At 62.2% G+C, this 17,335-nt stretch carries 13 protein-coding genes; 5 read left to right on the top strand and 8 right to left on the bottom strand.

The genetic code is table 11. The annotated features are described in order from the left end of the window. Positions 1–96: 96 nt before the first annotated feature. The 7 genes from ACQY4Y_RS26865 to ACQY4Y_RS26835 are packed head-to-tail and all read right to left on the bottom strand — an operon-like array spanning position 97 to position 10,430. Positions 97–1,449, bottom strand: coding sequence for an O-antigen ligase family protein (locus ACQY4Y_RS26865; protein ID WP_428493619.1), 1,353 nt, complete (start codon positions 1,447–1,449; stop codon positions 97–99). Continuing rightward, complete coding sequence (locus ACQY4Y_RS26860) at positions 1,446–2,915, bottom strand: lipopolysaccharide biosynthesis protein (RefSeq protein ID WP_428493618.1); 1,470 nt, start codon at positions 2,913–2,915, stop codon at positions 1,446–1,448. The genes ACQY4Y_RS26865 and ACQY4Y_RS26860 overlap by 4 nt, the downstream gene beginning before the upstream one ends. After that, the gene (locus ACQY4Y_RS26855; protein WP_428493617.1) at positions 2,912–3,697 is read right to left on the bottom strand and encodes a hypothetical protein; all 786 of its coding nucleotides are present in this window, start codon (positions 3,695–3,697) and stop codon (positions 2,912–2,914) included. The genes ACQY4Y_RS26860 and ACQY4Y_RS26855 overlap by 4 nt, the downstream gene beginning before the upstream one ends. A gap of 19 nt (positions 3,698–3,716) precedes the next feature. Continuing rightward, positions 3,717–5,210: a hypothetical protein gene (locus ACQY4Y_RS26850; protein ID WP_428493616.1), complete on the bottom strand. Its 1,494-nt coding sequence runs from the start codon at positions 5,208–5,210 to the stop codon at positions 3,717–3,719. A gap of 17 nt (positions 5,211–5,227) precedes the next feature. Then, on the bottom strand, positions 5,228–7,411 hold the full coding sequence (locus ACQY4Y_RS26845) for a GumC family protein (RefSeq protein WP_428493615.1): 2,184 nt from the start codon (positions 7,409–7,411) through the stop codon (positions 5,228–5,230). Further along, positions 7,408–9,447, bottom strand: a complete 2,040-nt coding sequence (gene asnB / locus ACQY4Y_RS26840; protein WP_428493614.1) for an asparagine synthase (glutamine-hydrolyzing) — start codon at positions 9,445–9,447, stop codon at positions 7,408–7,410. The genes ACQY4Y_RS26845 and asnB overlap by 4 nt, the downstream gene beginning before the upstream one ends. Before the next feature lie 5 nt (positions 9,448–9,452). Further along, positions 9,453–10,430, bottom strand: coding sequence for a glycosyltransferase (locus ACQY4Y_RS26835; protein WP_428493613.1), 978 nt, complete (start codon positions 10,428–10,430; stop codon positions 9,453–9,455). A 702-nt stretch (positions 10,431–11,132) separates the two neighbouring features. On the opposite strand from ACQY4Y_RS26835, the gene ACQY4Y_RS26830 reads away from it, so the two are divergent. The 5 genes from ACQY4Y_RS26830 (at position 11,133) to ACQY4Y_RS26810 (ending at position 15,788) form a co-directional block, all read left to right on the top strand. Continuing rightward, positions 11,133–11,873 carry a sugar phosphate nucleotidyltransferase gene (locus ACQY4Y_RS26830; RefSeq protein WP_428493612.1) on the top strand — a complete coding sequence of 247 codons (741 nt, stop codon included), beginning with the start codon at positions 11,133–11,135 and terminating at the stop codon, positions 11,871–11,873. Between the two features lie 116 nt (positions 11,874–11,989). After that, positions 11,990–13,135: a DegT/DnrJ/EryC1/StrS family aminotransferase gene (locus ACQY4Y_RS26825; protein WP_428493611.1), complete on the top strand. Its 1,146-nt coding sequence runs from the start codon at positions 11,990–11,992 to the stop codon at positions 13,133–13,135. Positions 13,136–13,191: 56 nt separating this feature from the next. Further along, positions 13,192–13,839: a sugar transferase gene (locus ACQY4Y_RS26820; RefSeq protein WP_428493610.1), complete on the top strand. Its 648-nt coding sequence runs from the start codon at positions 13,192–13,194 to the stop codon at positions 13,837–13,839. Positions 13,840–13,866: 27 nt separating this feature from the next. Then, on the top strand, positions 13,867–14,886 hold the full coding sequence (locus tag ACQY4Y_RS26815; RefSeq protein WP_428493609.1) for an SDR family NAD(P)-dependent oxidoreductase: 1,020 nt from the start codon (positions 13,867–13,869) through the stop codon (positions 14,884–14,886). Between the two features lie 140 nt (positions 14,887–15,026). After that, entirely contained in the window at positions 15,027–15,788 is a 762-nt protein-coding gene (locus ACQY4Y_RS26810; RefSeq protein ID WP_428493608.1) for a Crp/Fnr family transcriptional regulator, read from the top strand. Between the two features lie 731 nt (positions 15,789–16,519). On the opposite strand, the gene ACQY4Y_RS26805 is transcribed toward ACQY4Y_RS26810, so the two are convergent. Further along, entirely contained in the window at positions 16,520–17,269 is a 750-nt protein-coding gene (locus ACQY4Y_RS26805) for a helix-turn-helix domain-containing protein (protein ID WP_428493607.1), read from the bottom strand. Between the last annotated feature and the right edge of the window lie 66 nt (positions 17,270–17,335).

The following is a 17,335-nucleotide window of genomic DNA, read 5'->3' as shown; positions in this document are numbered from 1 at the left end:
TGTGACTTACCGGCGCTTCGTGCGCTGTTCGTATTGAGTTTGCAGTGTTCGATGGTGTTCGATGCCCGGACCAGCGCGTCTTCCACCTCCCCGGCGCTAAGCGTGACGCTCAGCGCGAGCGCGCCCCGGCGGCCGCGCGACCAAAGTGCTGCGATTCACGGAACAAGCGTCTTGCTCTGCTTCATCGACCTTGACCATGCAAAGCGCGATGGCGAACCACACCAGCGGCTGGCGGATGATCAGTCCCGTCATGCCGAATAGAACCAGCCCGCAGAGCATGGCGGTCAGCCCGGCGTAGCGGAACCGATAGACCCCGGTCAGCGCCCTGCCAAACAGCCAGAAGAAGCTAATCACCAAGATCAACCCGCCCTGGGTCAGTAGATCCAGCGGCGTGTTGTGAGCTTCGTAATTCGCGGCCGCACCCTGCTGCGGAGACTGCATCTCGCCACGCTGGTTGATACCGCTGGTGTGATCGGCAGCAATCTCCGCCGGCATCTGCAGATGCGGGCCCGGTCCCAGGCCAAGCATGCCGGATCTGACGCTCCGCTCGAGTGCCTGGCGCCAAAGCGCAAGGCGCAACTTGGCCTCGGAGTCGGCATATTTGCCGCCGTCCTTCTCCAGGCCGGAAACGAGGAAACCGACGGAATCCGGCTTGGACAGGACGATTGGGGCCATGGCGGCAGCGGCAAACGGTATGGCCACGATGATGATCCAAGCGGTGGCCGAACGAAGCATAAGCCGCGGGCCCCGCATCACCAGCCAGGCCCGCATCTTCATAGCGGCGAACACCAGACCCGCGGCAAGCATGGCAAACGTGCAGCCATCGCTTTGCGACAGGCGGCCGACCCATACCGCAAGGACCAGGCACAGCATGGCGCTCCACCATTGCCCGGCTCGGCGCGCCGTTTCGATGCCATGCAGCGCAACGACGGCGAGACTGAGGCAGAGCACCGCGAGCTGGTTGGGATTGTCCGACCAGCCGCGGAAGCGTTCCCAGAACCATGGCTCGATCGACGGGATGCTCAGGATGCCGGCAGCCTGCGCCAGCAACAAAGCCAAGCTCGGCACGCCAAGCGCGATCATCGCCCGGGCCACGCTCTGTAGCCGGCGGGCGGCCTCGGGTCCGGAAACCATGACACAACTAACCGCCGCCAGCAGCGGATAGGCGAGGCAATCGTGCATGAACCAATTGGGATCGTAGATCTCCCCGGTGGCGAGTCCGACAAGCGTGCCGATGGCCAGGCTTATCGTCAGCAGCAGCCAGAATGTCCCCATGCGGCAGAAGGCCGGTGTCAGCGGCGGGCTTGGCTGCCTGAAAAGCTCCGGGGCGCGCAGTCCCAGCCAGACGACCAGGCAAAGCTCTCCGGGGCCGAACGGGAGGCCCCCAACACGGAACTGGGACGCCGTGGTAAGAATCAGGGCAATGGCGAGCAGAACGTTGCCGTTCATCGCATCAGGCTCGGCTTCGCCGGTGCGTCGACGTGCCCCGGCTTGCGCCGGTCCATCCATCGTACCGCTCGAAAAAGCAAATTCCGCGCGGCCGCGGAGAGCGCACGCATGGTCCATGGTTTCGCAAGCATTCCGAATGAGCCAGGCTTGACGCCCAGGCGGCGCCAGACCAGCAGCGCCATCGCGATGTTCATTCCCACCAGGCAAGCGGAGGTCGCCACGGCGGCACCGGGCAGGCCGAACGGCGGCACCAGCAGCACGCTGGCGGCAACATCAGCCAAGGCGAAACCGATCAGCACGATGGCCGCCAGCCGTTCCTGCCCTGACATGGTCAGCAGAAAAATCTGCGATCCCGCCCCGCTGGCGATGATCTGGCCGAGCAGCAGAATGCCGAGAACCGGCAGAGCGCCCACAACAGCCGGACCGAACACGAGAGGTAGCAGGGGTGCTGCCACCAACCACAGCGCGGCGGCCATGCTGGCGGCCGCTAGCAGGGCCCAAAGGCTGGCGTGATTGAGCAAGGCCTGCACACCTTCGGTGTCGCCGCGGGCAAAGCGATCGGCGACCATGGGCGCGAACTGCGTATTCACCGCGACGCGTGGCAGGATGACGATGGCGGATAGATTGAACGCAAGGGCATAGACACCAGCCTCGGCGGGACTTCCGGCCCAGGTCAGCGCCAGGGAGCCGGCGCGATTGACCGTGACTTCGGCCAGGGCGATAGCGACGAGCGGAAAAATCGAACGCCGCCATAAACCGATTTCGCCGGAGCTGGGTTCATAGGAATCCATGGGCAACCTCGCCGGCGCGTCCTGTGGTCCCCGCTGGTTCCGAACCGCCCGGGTGACCGTGACAAGTCCGGCGATGCCGCCCAGCAGGGTGATGGCCATTGCCGTGGGTGCACCGAAAGCGCCGGTCGGCAACAGCGCGGCGAGCAGGACCGCGGCCAGCACGAACCCATCCCGTATCACCCGGTCGGGGATCAGGGCGGAGGCAACGCCGCCGAACGCACGGACCCTGGCACAGCGTATCCACAGCAGCGCATACACCGGAATCAAACCGAACCCGGCTGCAAATGTCAGAATGGTTCCGTCGCGCGCGACATGTCCGAATGCCACGATCGCGGCAATCCCGACTGCCGCGATCAGGCCGCCAGCCCAAGCGGCGCTGCGTTCTGCATAAACCACAACGCCCCGCATCAGGCGCCATTGCTGCTGGCTTTGATAGGCGGGCAGGAAGCGAAGCAGCGACACATCGAAGCCAAGCGCGGCCAGGTAGGCCAGCAGCGTAACGATCCCCAGCACGTAGGCGTAGGTCCCGTACGCCGCCATGCCTATGACCCGAGCGAGCACAAGTTGTGACAGGTAGGTCAGCCCGGCGCCACAGACATAGACGGCGAAGGCCGTGGCCTTTCCCTTGAGCAGCGGTCCGGAACCGGCTGGTTGCGCCGACGACGGTTGGATCATGGCGCGCCCCCCCTGCGGCGGGCGGGTGCGTGACGGTTTTCCCGCACGCCGTGGCGATCGGGTTGGGCGGGCAGAATCTGCTCGATCCGCGCCACAACCTTTTCATCCACGTCGTCGTACGGCGAGGATAGCCAGACAGGGCTTCGCCCCTGGCGCCGCAGTCGCGTCGCAAGGTCGGCCAGCACCGCGGCAAAGCGCAAATTCTCTTCCACCGACAACTCCAGCCAACGTTCCAGCCAACCTTGGGCCGGCAGCCTTTCGGCGAGACGCTGGCGCAGCACAGCGGCGGGCGACTGCAGCCCGATTAGAAGGTCTGGCCTTGGCAGGGTGGTCAACTCGCGGTCAATGCGAGCCTCGTTCCGGCAGCCGGACAGCAGTACCAGGGAGGCGATGGCCTGCACGAAGCCCTGGTCAATCAGCACCAGGTACGGCGCCCGCGCGGCCGCTTCCCATGCGCAGTGCAGGTGCAGAAGGTAGCGATACAGCCGGATGCTCCAAAGCGGGCTGCGAGGCGGCATCGCGGCCAGCATGTGCCAGGCAGCGGCAACGTGTTCGCGATGTTGGGCCGCGTGGCGCAAATCGGCGCCCAGCAAGTAGATCGGGCGAAGCAGGCGCCGCGCGGCCGGAAGCGTTGGGTCGCACGTCGGGCCCTCCCGCTGCTCTCCAGGCCGGAGGCTCATCAGCAGGTCGACACGGTGGCCGCGCGCGCGCAGCGCAGCGGCCAGCCTGAAGGCGCAGGTGGTCTTGCCGACGGCCGGTGGACCGAACAGTTCGACGATCATTGACGCTGGCCGCCCATGATCACAGACGCCGCCAGATTTCCCGCTTCGCACGTCGGATCACCTCGTCCAACGGCAAAGTCGCATCGATGGCGATCAGAGGCACTCCCGGGAACGCCAATTGCTTGACCGCTTCGGTCCGGGCGGTCAGCACCGTCCGGTCCATGTCGGGCTCGCGGCGGGCCAGCACGTCGGGCGTCGCGTCCAGGCGAATCACCAGATCGGGGGGCAGGCGTCGCGCCAGGGCATAGGATCGCGCCTCGAATCGGCGCAACCAGGCCGGCACCGCGCGCAGGCGCGGCAGAAGGGGGCCATCGTTGAAGGATGGCAACTGGTCCTGCGGGTAGCGGTCCGCGACCACCACGGCGCCACGGGCCGCGCCCCGGTGCGCGGCTGTCAATTTGCGCCGTTTTTCGATTGCCAGGACGGTTGCCCATAGCGCCAGAAGGCCGGCGTAGGCTGAGCCCGGCGCGCGGTCGGAGACCTGGCCATGTGATGCGCCCGCCGGCTTTCGCCGCATCAGCGCCTGCGCCAGGGGAACCATCATTTTCAGCGGCGCCAGGATCAGCGACGGCCGGCCGCCGCCGGTACCGAAATAGATCGGCATGACGTCCATCTCGGCGCCCAGCCAGGTCCGGATCGTGCGCGTGAGGGTGGTCTTGCCGCTGCCATCGACACCCAGCATGGCGATCACCAGGCCGCCAGCGAAGGGGCGTCGGCGCATCGGCCTTGGCGCCTGTAGAAAGCGTCTATTGATCGTGTCCCACGCCAAGCCCGCGGCGCGTATGCCGGCACGGAACAGTGCTTCGCCAGCATTATAGCGGCGCCAGGGGGCCAAGGCGCGGCGGATTTGCCAGCGCAATTTGACTGGGATGCGACGCGCCGGCGCGAGACATTCAGCGGTGATCGCGACGGCCAGATTCTCGCCGAGAAACTCGGTGGCCCGCGCGTGCAGTTCGTTGCGATCCAGATCACGACGCAGTGCGTCCTGCGCGGCGGCCAGTCGAGCCGTCTTATCGCGCCAGTTGTGCAGCGCGACGGGATCGGTGATGGAAACATCCAAACAGCGACGCAGCAAGAGCAGCAAGGCCTCGGTCGGCGGATCGAGCAGCCTGATGGGCAGGGTCGGGTGCACCATGGCGCGCGACAGAATGGACCTGGTCCAGGGCAGCCGGTAGTTCTTCGACAGCGCATGGCCCATCACGGGAAAGAAATGTACATGTACATGCAGTAGCCGGCCGCTGGCTTCGTCGAACCCGAGAAAGCTGGTGAAGCAGGGGTCGTCGCGAAGCTGGGCCGAGGGAAACAGCTTGAACCCGCATTCGCCCAGCGTCCGCTGCAGCAGCGCTTGATCCTGCTGCGCCACCAGAAGATCAAGGTCGGACCTGCCGGAAAGCGCCGCGTTCAGACGATGGCGGCTTTTCCAATAGCACCATGCCACGCCGCAATCATTCAGGGCATGCGCAAGTTCGGCAAGCGGATCGGCGATGGGATGGAGTTCGGTGATTTGATTCATCGTTGCCCTCGTTTCGCCTATGGACTGCCGCCAATTTGCGGAAAGGCCGAGCGCGCGGAGCGGTCCGGGGTGAATTCGGCATCAGCATAGTCATATTTATAGCGGTATGACGCATGGCTTTTCGGATCGATCTGGTTGATCACAACGCTTGCCAGCGCCGCGGAATCCCGTTTGAGGAAGCCGCCGTTGCGCAGCATGTCGATCGCGCCGCAGGCCTCTTCATGTCGGGTGCTGCCCGATTTCACGACGAACAGGATGCGGTCAGCCATTGCGGCGAGCAGCCGCGCTTCTGTGATGGCGAGCAGGGGCGCGCTGTCGATCACTATGCAGTCGTATCGATCACGCAGCCTGCCCAGGGAATTGGCGATGTCGGCGCGTGCGAAGAGTGCCACCGGATCAAGCGACCGATCCCGCCTGACCGGTAGATAGTCCAGATTAAGTCCGGGCAGATGCTGCACGCTTGCCTCGGACAGCGGGCCTTGCCGCAGAGGCATCGGGGAGACGTCCTGATCCCTGCCGCCGAGAGCACGAAGGATCCCCGGTTTGCGCAAATCAAGATCCACAAGCAGCACCCGATAACCCAGCTTGGCGGTGTATGTCGCAAGGCTGACGGCCAGGGTGGTCTTGCCCTCGCCGGGCAGGCTGGAGGTGACCAGAATCACCTTGTTGGCCTGCTCCGCCGGGCGCAGATGGGTCGCCGCGACCAGCGAGCGGATCGCCTCTGCATAGTGGCTGAAGGGGTGACTCAGAAGATATTCATGCAGCCGCATCTGATTGGGGGGGCGCACGCGCGGAACCAGGCCGGCGCAGCGAAGGCCGAGCGCGGCGGTAATTTCGGACTCGCCTCGGAGCGTGTGGTCCAGGCCTTCGCGCAACACAGCGATGAAGCAACCGAGGATCGTGAAGGCGATCAGCGCGGGCGGAACGAACAGAATGGGACCAGGCGATGTCGGCCGATCCGGCGGGGCGGCGAGGGACAAGATGTCGATGTTGGGAGATAGGCCCTCCCGCTGTTGGTGCAGTTCTTCCTCCCGCTGGGCGAGAGAGAGGTAAAGCGCGTGGTTCAGGGCGTCCTGCCGCTCGAGCGTGCGGACGCTGCTATCCGAACTCGATGCCTGCAGCAGGTCGAGCCTCGATCGTAGTGATGCCACCCGTGCCGCGGATACACTCGCGTCGCTGATGAGACCTTGGATGCCGCTGCTGACCTCGACGCCCATCAGGCGGCGGACTTCCTGGAGCTGGCGGTCCACGAGATCGATGGATGGATCATCCTTATGATACGTCGTCGCAAGCTTGATCCTGGCCTGCATCAGGTCCCAGGCGCGCCGGCGCAGTTCGGTGATCGAAGGCGAGTTAAAGGCACCCGCCAACGACTCGGCGGTTGCGCCGTTGTGGCGCAGATCCTCGATGTTTTTGACCCGTTCCGAGCGGGCCGCGGCATCGGCCTCCGCGGTCGCCAGTTCCCGGCTGAGATCGGCCAGCCGTTGGTCCATGGCGCCGGCATGCGAGGTATCGATCAACTGACGGCTGGACTGATACGCGCGCAGACTGGCTTCTGTTGCGGCACTGTCCTTCTGTAATGTTTTCAGGCGGCCGTCGACCCAGGCCAAGGCACGATCGGTCGCGGCGCGCTTTGCCTCCTGCTGGTGCTCGACATAAAGCTTGACGATGCGGTTGACGATTGCCGCCGAGTCCACTGCCTGGCCGGACACGAAGCTGACGCCGATCACGTGGGACCCGGCTTCCTGAAAGACTTTCAGGTTGCGCTGCAGCTCACGTATCGTCAGCCAACTGTTGTTTTGCGCGGAAAGCAAGCGTTCCACCCAGGTTTGCAGTTGCGGCAGAAGGTCCTGTTCATCGTGGGGCTTCGCCCGTGCGGCGACGATATGACCGAATTGCGGGTCGTTCCTTAGGCTGTCGAGAACGCGCCGCAGTTGATCGTACGAGGTGATCGCCGTTATTTCAGTCAGCACGGTCGGTTCATCGGGCGACTGCGTGATTACGGCCTGCTGGCCGGCCAGCAGGCTTGGCTGTTGTGACTTGACAACAAGTTGCGCCTTGGCGGTGTAACGCAGCGGCAGCACCATGGCGACGGCGAACACTGCGGCGGTGCCGAACATGGCGGTCAGCAGGATAGTCCAACGCCGACGCAGCAAAGTGGACAACACCTGGGAAAACGGCGACGGGTCGGTGAGGGTCATGACACGGCTCCAGGTTGCGCAGTGAGGGCAAGCGCACGGGCATCGCTGGATGCGACCTCCGAATCCGGCATCCGGATCGCTTGTTGGCTGGTATCCAGCCAGGACTGGACCATCAGAATGGCCCATAACGCGTAGGCATGGTCTTGCCCGCCGCTGATATGTCGCGCCAGACAGGTCCGCACCCGCGCGACATCCAGAAGGCCGTGGCTGCGGAGTCTGGACTCGCTGAGGGTATCTTCGGCCCATGGACGCAGCGGACCGCGCAGCCATTCACCAATGGGTACGTTGAAGCCGTGCTTCGCCCGCGCCGCCACCGGTTCGGGAACGTATTTTCGCAGCAGCCTACGCAGCGGCAACTTGCCCTTGCCGCCGCGTATCTTGTGGTGCAATGGCAGCCGCCAGGCGAACTCGACCACGCGATGATCCAATAATGGACAGCGGGCTTCGAGGCTGACCGCCATGCTCGCCCGATCAAGCTTGACCAGGATGTCGCCCGGAAGATACCGCCCGGTATCCCGAAACATGATCCGCTCGGCCAAGCCCGTTAGTGCCGGCATCTGTGTCGCCGCCGGGGACGGGTGGGAACGCGGCGCTGTCATTCCGGCATCGAGACGCAGGAGGCCGGCATACAGCGCGTCCTCGGACTCCGCGTTGAGGGCGTCCGCCAGCTTCGGGAGCCGCCCGACGCCTAGACGCGCGGCGAGCGTCGCGGTCGCTGGATTGCGTTGCAGCTGGCGGATAAGGTCGGGATGAAGCATGCCGAGCGTGCGGGCGCCAAACCTGCGCAGGCTGCCTGGCAGCCGGAACAGCGGATCGTACTGCACCGCTTGAACATGGCGGGTGTAGCCGCCAAAAACCTCGTCCCCACCATCGCCGGACAACGCAACGGTGACGTGCCGCCGGGCCAGTTGCGAAACCAGCAGGGTCGGGATCTGCGATTCGTCGGCAAACGGCTCGTCCCAGACATTGGGCAGGTCGGGCAGCACGTCCCAGACCTGTGCCGGCCGAAGCCGCAGTGCCGTATGGTCGGTGCCCAGATGGTGCGCGACCAGGGACGCGGCGCTCGCCTCATCGAATCCAGGGGCGTCGAAGCCGATGGTGAAGGTGCGCACTGGGCGGGAGGCCCGCGCCTGCATCAACGCAACGACCAAGCTGCTATCGACACCACCGGACAGGAATGCGCCGAGCGGAACGTCCGCCACCATGCGATCGTTCACCGCGGCCTGCAGCAGCGCTTCAAGTTCGTCATCCAAGGCTTGTTCATCACCCTTGAAGGGGTCGCGTTGCCCGACTTCGACGACGTCGCGAAGTGACCACCAAGGCGTGGCTTTTTGTTGCAAATCGGCGGCGCTGCAACGATCAAGCTCGGCTGCGGTTATCGACAGGCAGCTGCCAGGTGGAAGCTTGATAACGCCCTGCCAAATGCAGGCATCGTCCGGCACCCACCCCTGCTGAAGCACCGCGGCAAGGGCGGCTGGATCGACATGCGGCGTGAATCCCGGGCCGGCACGCAACGCGCGCAGCTCGGAGGCGAACAGCAGGGCGCCATCGACAACGGTGACATACAGCGGCTTCTTGCCAAAGCGATCGCGTACCAGGTGGAGAACCCGGTCACGCCGGTCCCACAGGCCAAATGCGAACATGCCGACGAAACGCGACAGGGCGTTACGCAAGCCGAATTCCTGGCAGGCCGCGAGAATGATCTCGGTATCGCTATGGCCGCGGAATACGTGGCCGCGCGATCGAAGCTCGTCACCAATTTTCGCGGCGTTATAGACCTCTCCGTTGTAGGTGATGACGAAGCGGCCGTCGGCGCTGTGCATGGGCTGACGCCCGAGCGGCGAAAGGTCCACGATCGCCAGTCGCCGGTGGCCGAAAGCGAGGCCAGCTTCGACGTCAAGCCAGCTGTCGCCATCGTCCGGACCGCGATGCCGCAGGGTCTGGTTCATGCTGTCGATCGATCGCAGGCGCCAGGGGGCATTGACACGCGGACCGCTTACCCGGGGCGACAGCAAGATGCCGGCAATTCCGCACATTGGCGTCAGCGCCGACGTCTGGACATTGCTTGCGGTTGCGCCGCCAGCAAGGTCCGGTAAAGCTCGGTGTAACGAGCGACAATGAGTTTCAAGCCGAACTCGCGGCGCACCAGATCCGCCGCCGCCCGACCCATGGCACGGGCGCCGTTCGGATCCACCACCAGATCGAGAATGCGGGCGGCGAGCGCATCCGGTGATCGGGGCGGAACCAGATAACCGCCACGGCCGTCCTCGACCACGTCACTGCAGCCTGGCATGCGCGTCGCCACAATCGGCCGCTCGGCTAGTGCGGCTTCCAACAGGGCGCGCGGTACGCCTTCCCGGTATTCGGTCGGGAAGGCGAAAATATCAGCCATCCGCAGCAGCGCGGGTACATCGTCTCGCTGCCCGGTGGCGACCACATAGGGGCGATGGCGGTCAAGCTCCTGCTGGGATACCGCGAGGCGGCCCTCGGTCTCGCGCGGGCCGACGAGAACGAAGCGAAGGTCCGGGCGCAGGCCATGTAGTTTTTGCGCCGCCCGCAGTAAGGTTGGAATGCCTTTTTGCCGGGTCAGGCGGGTGACAGTCAGCACCACCGGGCCAGCGCCGAGCCCCAATCGTGCTCGCATTTGGTGCGGCGCGGGGGCGGTCGCCGCGGCTTGATCGAAGCCTTCGACATCAACCCCGGAACCGGGAATGAGGCATTCGGTGCCTTGGGCGACCAGATGATAGCGCTGGAAGAACGCTTGATCCTGACGGTTTTGGAACACCGTCGCCGTCGCATGGCGGCCGGCGCGATGATGCATCAGAAGATAGCTCGGTCGTAGCGCGATGGCGGCCGGCGAGCGGGACGAGTAGATCCATCCGAGACCATTGACGGTGCGGACAACCGTTGTTCCCGGCACAGCGCGGGCGGCCATCGGGGCGAGGATGTTCGGCTTGGTATCGAATGACTGCACCAGCGCCGGGCGACGCGCAGCGATCAGATCAGACAGCGCACGCACGCTACGCCGATCAGCGATGGGGTTGACGAATCTGTCGTAGTCAAAACGGTCAAAATCGATGCCTGCCCGGACAAACGGCGCAGGATCGCCCGACCCTGCCGCTCGGACACAAAATCCCGCGTCCGCGAGCAGGTGAAGAAACGGAAGCCGGAGATGGAGGTCGCTGCCGCCGACGAAAAGTATCAGCGGTGGATCGACAAGATCCGAAAATGTCAGATGGGTGGCTGAACGATCGTGTCCCGGCTTTGCCTCGGCAAACCCGGCGCGCGGCAAAGACCTGTCGGCTTGCCCGATGCACGGGATCGTGCGGTCGAGAGTGATCATAAGAACCGGTGCCTTCCCTGCGGCCAAGCTTAATTACGCGACGTCGCTCCGTTACTTGCCGCCATTTGCGCTGGTAGGTCGTATAAAGACCATTCGGCGGCGTCATGACCACTCGGCCGTACGATCAATATTCCATACTCCTCGGATGTATGAAGGGCTGATCCGAATGCATCGGAAGATCGATACCATTGTCATGGGGTCGGCCCTAAAGCGCGATAAATCAATGCTTCTTGGGCATTTCTTATGTCGAGTCTCTTCACTTAGATCGTTTGGACAATTTGACCTGGGGGTAGAATTCAGCGCATTTCCCGCTGGTCCGTAGTTCATTGATGTCGAGTTTGCGACATTGCGGTGCGCACCGAAATACAGGGGAACGCCATGAAGGCCGTTATTCAATCCGGCGGAAAGGGGATGCGCCTACGCCCCTACACCAACATTTTGCCGAAGCCGCTGATGCCGGTCGGATCAAAACCGGTGCTGGAGGTATTACTTCGCTGGCTGCGTCGGAACGGGGTAAAAGACGTCTATATTACGACGGGCTATCTGGGGCACCTGATCCGCAGCTTCTGCGGCGACGGGAGGCGCTGGGATCTTCGTATCGAATACACTGAGGAATATGAGCCGCGAGGCACGATCGGTGCCTTGAGCCTGCTGCGTGAGGAGCTGGATACGACGTTTCTTGTCATAAACGGCGATATCCTGACCGATCTCAACCTCGCGTCGTTTGTGGCGGAGCACAATAGTCATGGCGGCGGCCTGACGGTCGCGGTGTCGAGCCGGAATGTGAAGATTGACTTCGGCGTTCTTGAGCACGTCAACAACCGGGTGATCGCATTCCGGGAGAAGCCGAATTTCACCAGCCTATGCAGTATGGGCGTTTACTGTATGGAGCCAACTATGCTGCGTTACATCCCGGATGGGATACCATTCGGTTTCGACGACCTGATGTTCTCGATGCTGGCGTCTGAGCAGCCTGCCCACACGTTCGTTCACAACGGCACCTGGCTGGACATTGGTCGGATCGAGGACTTTCAGAAAGCACAGGACCTGAACTGGGACGAAGACACGCCGGCGTTCGACACGACGCCGCTCAGGCTGGAAGCGATTGGGCTGGGCTAGCCACCCGGAGGCGCGAAACCGGGGCAGTCGCGAGTACTATATCTCCAGTTGAGCTGATCACCGTCCGCGTTGCATCAGCGGTGTTGATTTAGAAATGTAATGAAAGTGTTGCTTCGATGTATGGCAAGTCCCTGTTGCTTGTATCCGAACCGAGCTTGGGCGCCGATGAGACTGCGGCGCTGGCGGATGTTATTTCGTCCAATTGGATTACCATGGGCGGTCGTGTAGCCGGCTTCGAGCGCGCCTTTGCCGAAGCGCACGGCGTCGGCGACGCCGTGGCGGTGAATTCCTGCACCGCCGGTCTGCATTTGGCGCTTTCAGCGCTTGGGATCGGCAGCGGCGACGAGGTCATTGTCCCATCCTTGTCATTCGTGGCCACCGCGAATTGTGTGATTTATACAGGCGCGCGGGCTGTGTTCGCCGACATCGAATCACTCGAGCGGCCGTTGATGTCGCTGGCCGACGCGGAAGCAAAGCTTACGCCGCGAACGCGCGCGGTGGTCGTAATGCACTACGCGGGCTCGGTCGCGGACGCGCAGGCTTGGCGCGACTTCGCGAGCAGGAACAATCTTTTCCTGATCGAGGACTCGGCGCATGCGGTTGGACAGGACCGTGGTCCGATTTTCGGCGATCTCGCTGTATTCAGTTTCTACGGCAACAAAAACATGACCACCGCCGAAGGTGGTATGATTTTGGGCCGAGACAAGGCGGTGCTGGAACGGACGCGGCGAGCCCGGGCGCACGGCATGACCAGCACGACATCGGAGCGCCTGAATGCGCGGGCGGCGAGCTATGATGTTCTTAGTCTTGGCTACAACTACCGGATGTCCGAGTTGAACGCGGCGCTGGGACTGGCGCAGCTTCCAAAGCTGGCGGCGCGTAACGCTAAGCGCCGCCTGATTGTCCAAACCTACGCGGAGGCATTCGGCAAGCGACCGTCCGGTTTGCGGCTGCCGCTATTGGGGCATGCGCCGTCCGCCCATCATCTATTTCCGGTTGTTTTGCCGCAACACGCGGACCGTAGCACTGTCATGTCAAGCCTGTACGAGCAGGGCATCCAGACAACGATCCACTACCCACCGATTCATCAATTGACCTGGTTCAGGCAGCATTGCCCCGGTGTCAGCCTGCCCGTGACCGAGGCTTTTGGCGCCCGACAACTAACCTTACCGCTGCATCCGAAGATGAGCGAAGCCGATGCCGAGTATGTGGCTGGATCGCTGCTGCAGCTGCTTGCCACGCTTGCCGGGAGCGGGACGTGACGGCTCACCTATTGGGGGCGGAAGCAAGGCGGCATCGGCTTGCGAAAGCCCTTCCGGTGATCGAGGTGCTGATCGCACTGGCGCTGATGCTGATCCTGCTGCCCGCGATTGCGGTGATCGCGCTGTTGATCTGCCTCGAGGATGGCGGACCGGTATTTTTCGCGCAAACGCGGCTTGGCCGGGATGGACAGCCATTTGCGCTGCTGAAATTCCGCAAGTTCAAACCCGATTGCGGCACGACGGGCCAGGCAGTTACGGTCAGCGGCGACAATCGCCTGACCCGGGTGGGCCGGTGGCTGGAGCACACCAAGCTCGATGAACTGCCGCAGCTTTGGAACATCTTACGCGGCGACATGGCGATTGTTGGCCCGCGCCCGGAATCGATGTTCTTCGCCGATTGTTTTTCGGGGGTTCATCGCGGCCTGCTGCGCTACCGCCCTGGGATCTTCGGCCCGGCGCAGGCGTTGTTTCGGGATGAAAAGAACATGTATCCGAAAGGCTGCGATCCAGAAGAGTTCTATCGGCAGGTTTTGTTCCCGACAAAAGCGCAAATTGATCTGGCGTATTACCCGGACCGATCCTGGCTTTCCGACTTCGGTTGGATTTGCCGCTGCTGCCTTGCCGTCTGCGGCATCGCTGCCGGGTGGCGCTTGGGTGAAAGACCTTCGCTGGAGATGCCGTTCAAGGCGCGGGTTGATCTGTGATGAGGATTTCTTGTTCGGGAAGGTTCCATGCCAGCTATGGCCTGTTTTGATAGCGCAAAAATTCTTGTCACAGGAGCGGATGGGTTCATTGGCTCTCATTTGACTGAACGTTTGGCACGTGCCGGCGCAGCCGTAACAGCGTTAAGTTTGTACAATTCTTTCGATGGTCATGGGTGGCTTGATGACTTGCCGGCGAACCTGTCGGGCAACCTTTCGCTTGTTAGAGGAGATATTCGCGATCCGTCGTTCGTGCGGAACCTGGTGTCCGGGCAGGACATTATCCTCCACCTCGCCGCCCTGATTGCGATCCCGCATTCCTATGTTGCGGCGCGATCCTATGTGGAGACCAACGTGTTAGGGACGCTGAACGTACTTGAAGCGTCGCGCGAGTGCGCGCCGGGGCGGGTCGTCGTGACATCGACAAGTGAGGTCTATGGCACCGCGCAGACCATACCCATTGCGGAGTCACATCCGCTGCACGGTCAATCACCTTATTCGGCGACGAAGATCGGCGCCGACATGCTGGCCGAGGCCTACGCCCGATCGTTTGGGCTTCCGGTGGTAATCCTGAGGCCCTTCAATACGTTCGGGCCGCGTCAGAGCGAACGGGCGGTGATTCCCACCATCATCCGCCAAGCGCTCGATCCGACCTGCCGTATGTTGAAGCTGGGCGACACGACGACGCTGCGCGATTTCACCTTCGTCGAGGACACGGTGTCCGCATTCCTTGCGGTCGCGGCAGCGCCTTCGATCGACTATGGACGGCCCTATAACGCGGGTACCGGCATCGCGGTCTCGGTTGCTGACGTGATCGCGATGGTTTCGGATCTGACCGAAACAAACAAGCCGGCTGAGCAAGACTGCCAACGTTTGCGTCCAGCAGAATCTGAAGTTCGGGCATTGATTGCGGACAGTCGCCGGCTGACTGCAGATACCGGTTGGCATGCCGAGACAAGTCTGAACAAGGGATTAGCGGAGACAATCGCGTGGTGGAGAACCCGTTTCGAACGCGGCAAGGTTCATCAATCTCGCACCTACATGACTTAGATCGGCCCGATCTCGCAGCACATAGCGCTCGTTCTTTGCGATTTCAGAAACCCAGGCCAACCGCTCGTAGTTTGCTGATTACCATGGGTGCGGCGGTGCCACCCATGGATGGACCAAAAAGGCCCGAAGGGAGACGAGGAATGTCATCGCTGTCGGAACTGGCCGCATCCGTTGTCATGCCCGTGACAAGCGAATTGAGAGAAGCGATAACAGACCCCGCAAAAGCCCATCATGGCAGTCTCTTTCTGCGAGGCCTTCCGTCAGCTGATCTACGCCGGATCGCACCTGATCTGAAGATCAGAGTATTTAACGAGGAAAAATGTATTCAGAACGATGGCGACATAATAGAAAACATTCTTTTCCCGCATAACATGACGGTTTCGCTTGTTGGCATCACGGCAGGCGGTCACGCCGTTGAAAGCGCGTGTGTCGGCCGCGAAGGATTTGTCGGCGTGGAAACCTTGCTTGGCTCGGCTGGGGCCAAATGCGGGGCTGTAGCGCGACGCGGACAGGCGTCAAGCATTCCGCTGGATCGTTTGCTGATCATGACGCATCAGCTTCCGTCGCTTCGTGCAGCCCTATTGCGGTACGCAAGATGCTATCTGGCCGGGATTGCAAGACTGGCGGCGTGCAATGCTGTTCATAGCATTCGACAGCGGGCCTGCCGACGATTGTTGCTGGAGCTGGACCAAAGCGAGCAACGGGAGGTGGCGATCACACAAGAGGAACTGGGACGTGCGTTGGGGGTGAGCCGAGCCAGTCTGAACCAGATATGTCGGGAACTCCGCGCTGACGGGGTCATTGCATATAGCCGCGGGCATATCCGCATCAAAGATGCGGAGGCGATGAAGACCGCCGCTTGTGAATGCTATTCCTACCTAAAACGCATTCAGATCGTCTGAAACCAGCGGCCTGACGCGCTGACTCTTCTGCCCTCAAAATGCTGACTCGTAGGTGATTGCGAGCGACGCGGTGAGGTGTGATTGATCGATTTCCTTTGTCTATGTGGGAGGCGGGATGACGGTTCGGATTGTCCGACATGATCACACGTCGGCCGAACTGCGAATCGAGGCTGCCCGAAGCAAGGACGCGGCCTATGCGCGGCGGGCCCCGCGAGAAAGGATGCCGCCGAAACCATGCGGTATGGATCGTCAGGCCGGCGCCACGCGACCAACTCTACAAGTGGGTCTATATCCGGTGCGGTCTGCCCGGCCCGCGATAGCGGGGACGCCCTGGTTCTGCTAGCTGCCAATGCTTATGCGATGGACCTGCACCTGCGGGAAATCAGTACACACGCCATCTTCGTCCCGGAAGGCGCCGGCTGCCACCAGACTGGAAGTCGCAGTCCCAGACAACATCAGCCTGTTACACTTTCTGCCACATTCAACCCGACCGAGAATATCTTGCCACACCTCCGGCAGAACCACCTTTAGCAACCGCATCCTCGATAATTACGACACCATCGTCGATGCCTGCTGCAACGCGCGGAGCACGTCGAGGAGACCAAAGATTTACCGAATCCGATACGCCTGCGCCGCTGCAAGGGGAGTTTTGCAGCGGCCGGCTAAACTACTGATGAGCAGTCGCTCGCTAGTATTGGCGGTTGCCAGACCAGTCACGACGCTCGGTTGGGTCAATGTGCCTTGGGGCCGACACGAGGTGCGCGGACGACGAAACGGCTGGCGAGGTGCGGCGTGATCTCAAGATCACCCTTTTTTGCCGCCAGCTCAAACTCTAGATGGCCAACTTTGTCAGCTGGGTGAACGGACTGGTCGCGCGATTCGACGCTAATCTTAGTGGCAGCGATTACCGCCTCGGTACGGTTTTTTACCTTCAACTTACGGATAATATTATGAACATGGACTTTTGCTGTACTTAACGACATACTAAGTTGGTGGGCAATTACCTTATTAGGCTTGCCAGTTTTCAGCAAATCTAGAACGGCGCGCTCTCGCTGTGTCAGACCGTTCAGGCGGGCGATGGGATTTTGATCAGCCGGATCGTCGGGACTTTTTGACGGCAGAGCCGCGGTGGGAACCTGAAGCGGCATGTAGCGGCCGCCAGCGATGACCAAACGCAACGCAGCCGCAGCCACTTCGGTCGTGTCAGACATCGGAATAAAAGCATCGATGGCTCCGCGGACAATCAGATTTTGAACTAGGTCAGCGTTGAATGCGTCAACGATTAAGATTGTCGGCGCCGACGCGCAATATCGATTTTTCGCTTCGATCTGCTGCTCGATCCACTCAAAATCGCGCCGGTGACCGCTTGCGTGAAGAACAATAGCAACAGGTGCGCCTGCAGGTTCCTGCGAACGCAGGTCACCCAACTGGGTGGCGACAACAACTTCGAATTCGGGGCAACACGCACGACCCCAATGCAACAAACAGCCTAGTACCTCCTGTCATTGATTTCGCGGCCATTCTTCGAATCGATAGTTCCGCAACGA

The organism is Rhodopila sp. (assembly GCF_965277165.1).
Lineage (GTDB): Bacteria > Pseudomonadota > Alphaproteobacteria > Acetobacterales > Acetobacteraceae > Rhodopila.
This window is presented reverse-complemented; position numbering and strand designations above follow the sequence as displayed.

Bases quoted from the DNA above. Each gene is read 5' to 3' on its own strand.
- ACQY4Y_RS26865 (WP_428493619.1), bottom strand. From the start codon at position 1,449: ATGAACGGCAACGTTCTGCTCGCCATTGCCCTGATTCTTACCACGGCG.
- ACQY4Y_RS26830 (WP_428493612.1), top strand. From the start codon at position 11,133: ATGAAGGCCGTTATTCAATCCGGCGGAAAGGGGATGCGCCTACGCCCC.
- ACQY4Y_RS26860 (WP_428493618.1), bottom strand. From the start codon at position 2,915: ATGATCCAACCGTCGTCGGCGCAACCAGCCGGTTCCGGACCGCTGCTC.
- ACQY4Y_RS26810 (WP_428493608.1), top strand. From the start codon at position 15,027: ATGTCATCGCTGTCGGAACTGGCCGCATCCGTTGTCATGCCCGTGACA.
- ACQY4Y_RS26815 (WP_428493609.1), top strand. From the start codon at position 13,867: ATGCCAGCTATGGCCTGTTTTGATAGCGCAAAAATTCTTGTCACAGGA.
- asnB (WP_428493614.1), bottom strand. From the start codon at position 9,447: ATGTGCGGAATTGCCGGCATCTTGCTGTCGCCCCGGGTAAGCGGTCCG.
- ACQY4Y_RS26825 (WP_428493611.1), top strand. From the start codon at position 11,990: ATGTATGGCAAGTCCCTGTTGCTTGTATCCGAACCGAGCTTGGGCGCC.
- ACQY4Y_RS26850 (WP_428493616.1), bottom strand. From the start codon at position 5,210: ATGAATCAAATCACCGAACTCCATCCCATCGCCGATCCGCTTGCCGAA.
- ACQY4Y_RS26855 (WP_428493617.1), bottom strand. From the start codon at position 3,697: ATGATCGTCGAACTGTTCGGTCCACCGGCCGTCGGCAAGACCACCTGC.
- ACQY4Y_RS26845 (WP_428493615.1), bottom strand. From the start codon at position 7,411: ATGACCCTCACCGACCCGTCGCCGTTTTCCCAGGTGTTGTCCACTTTG.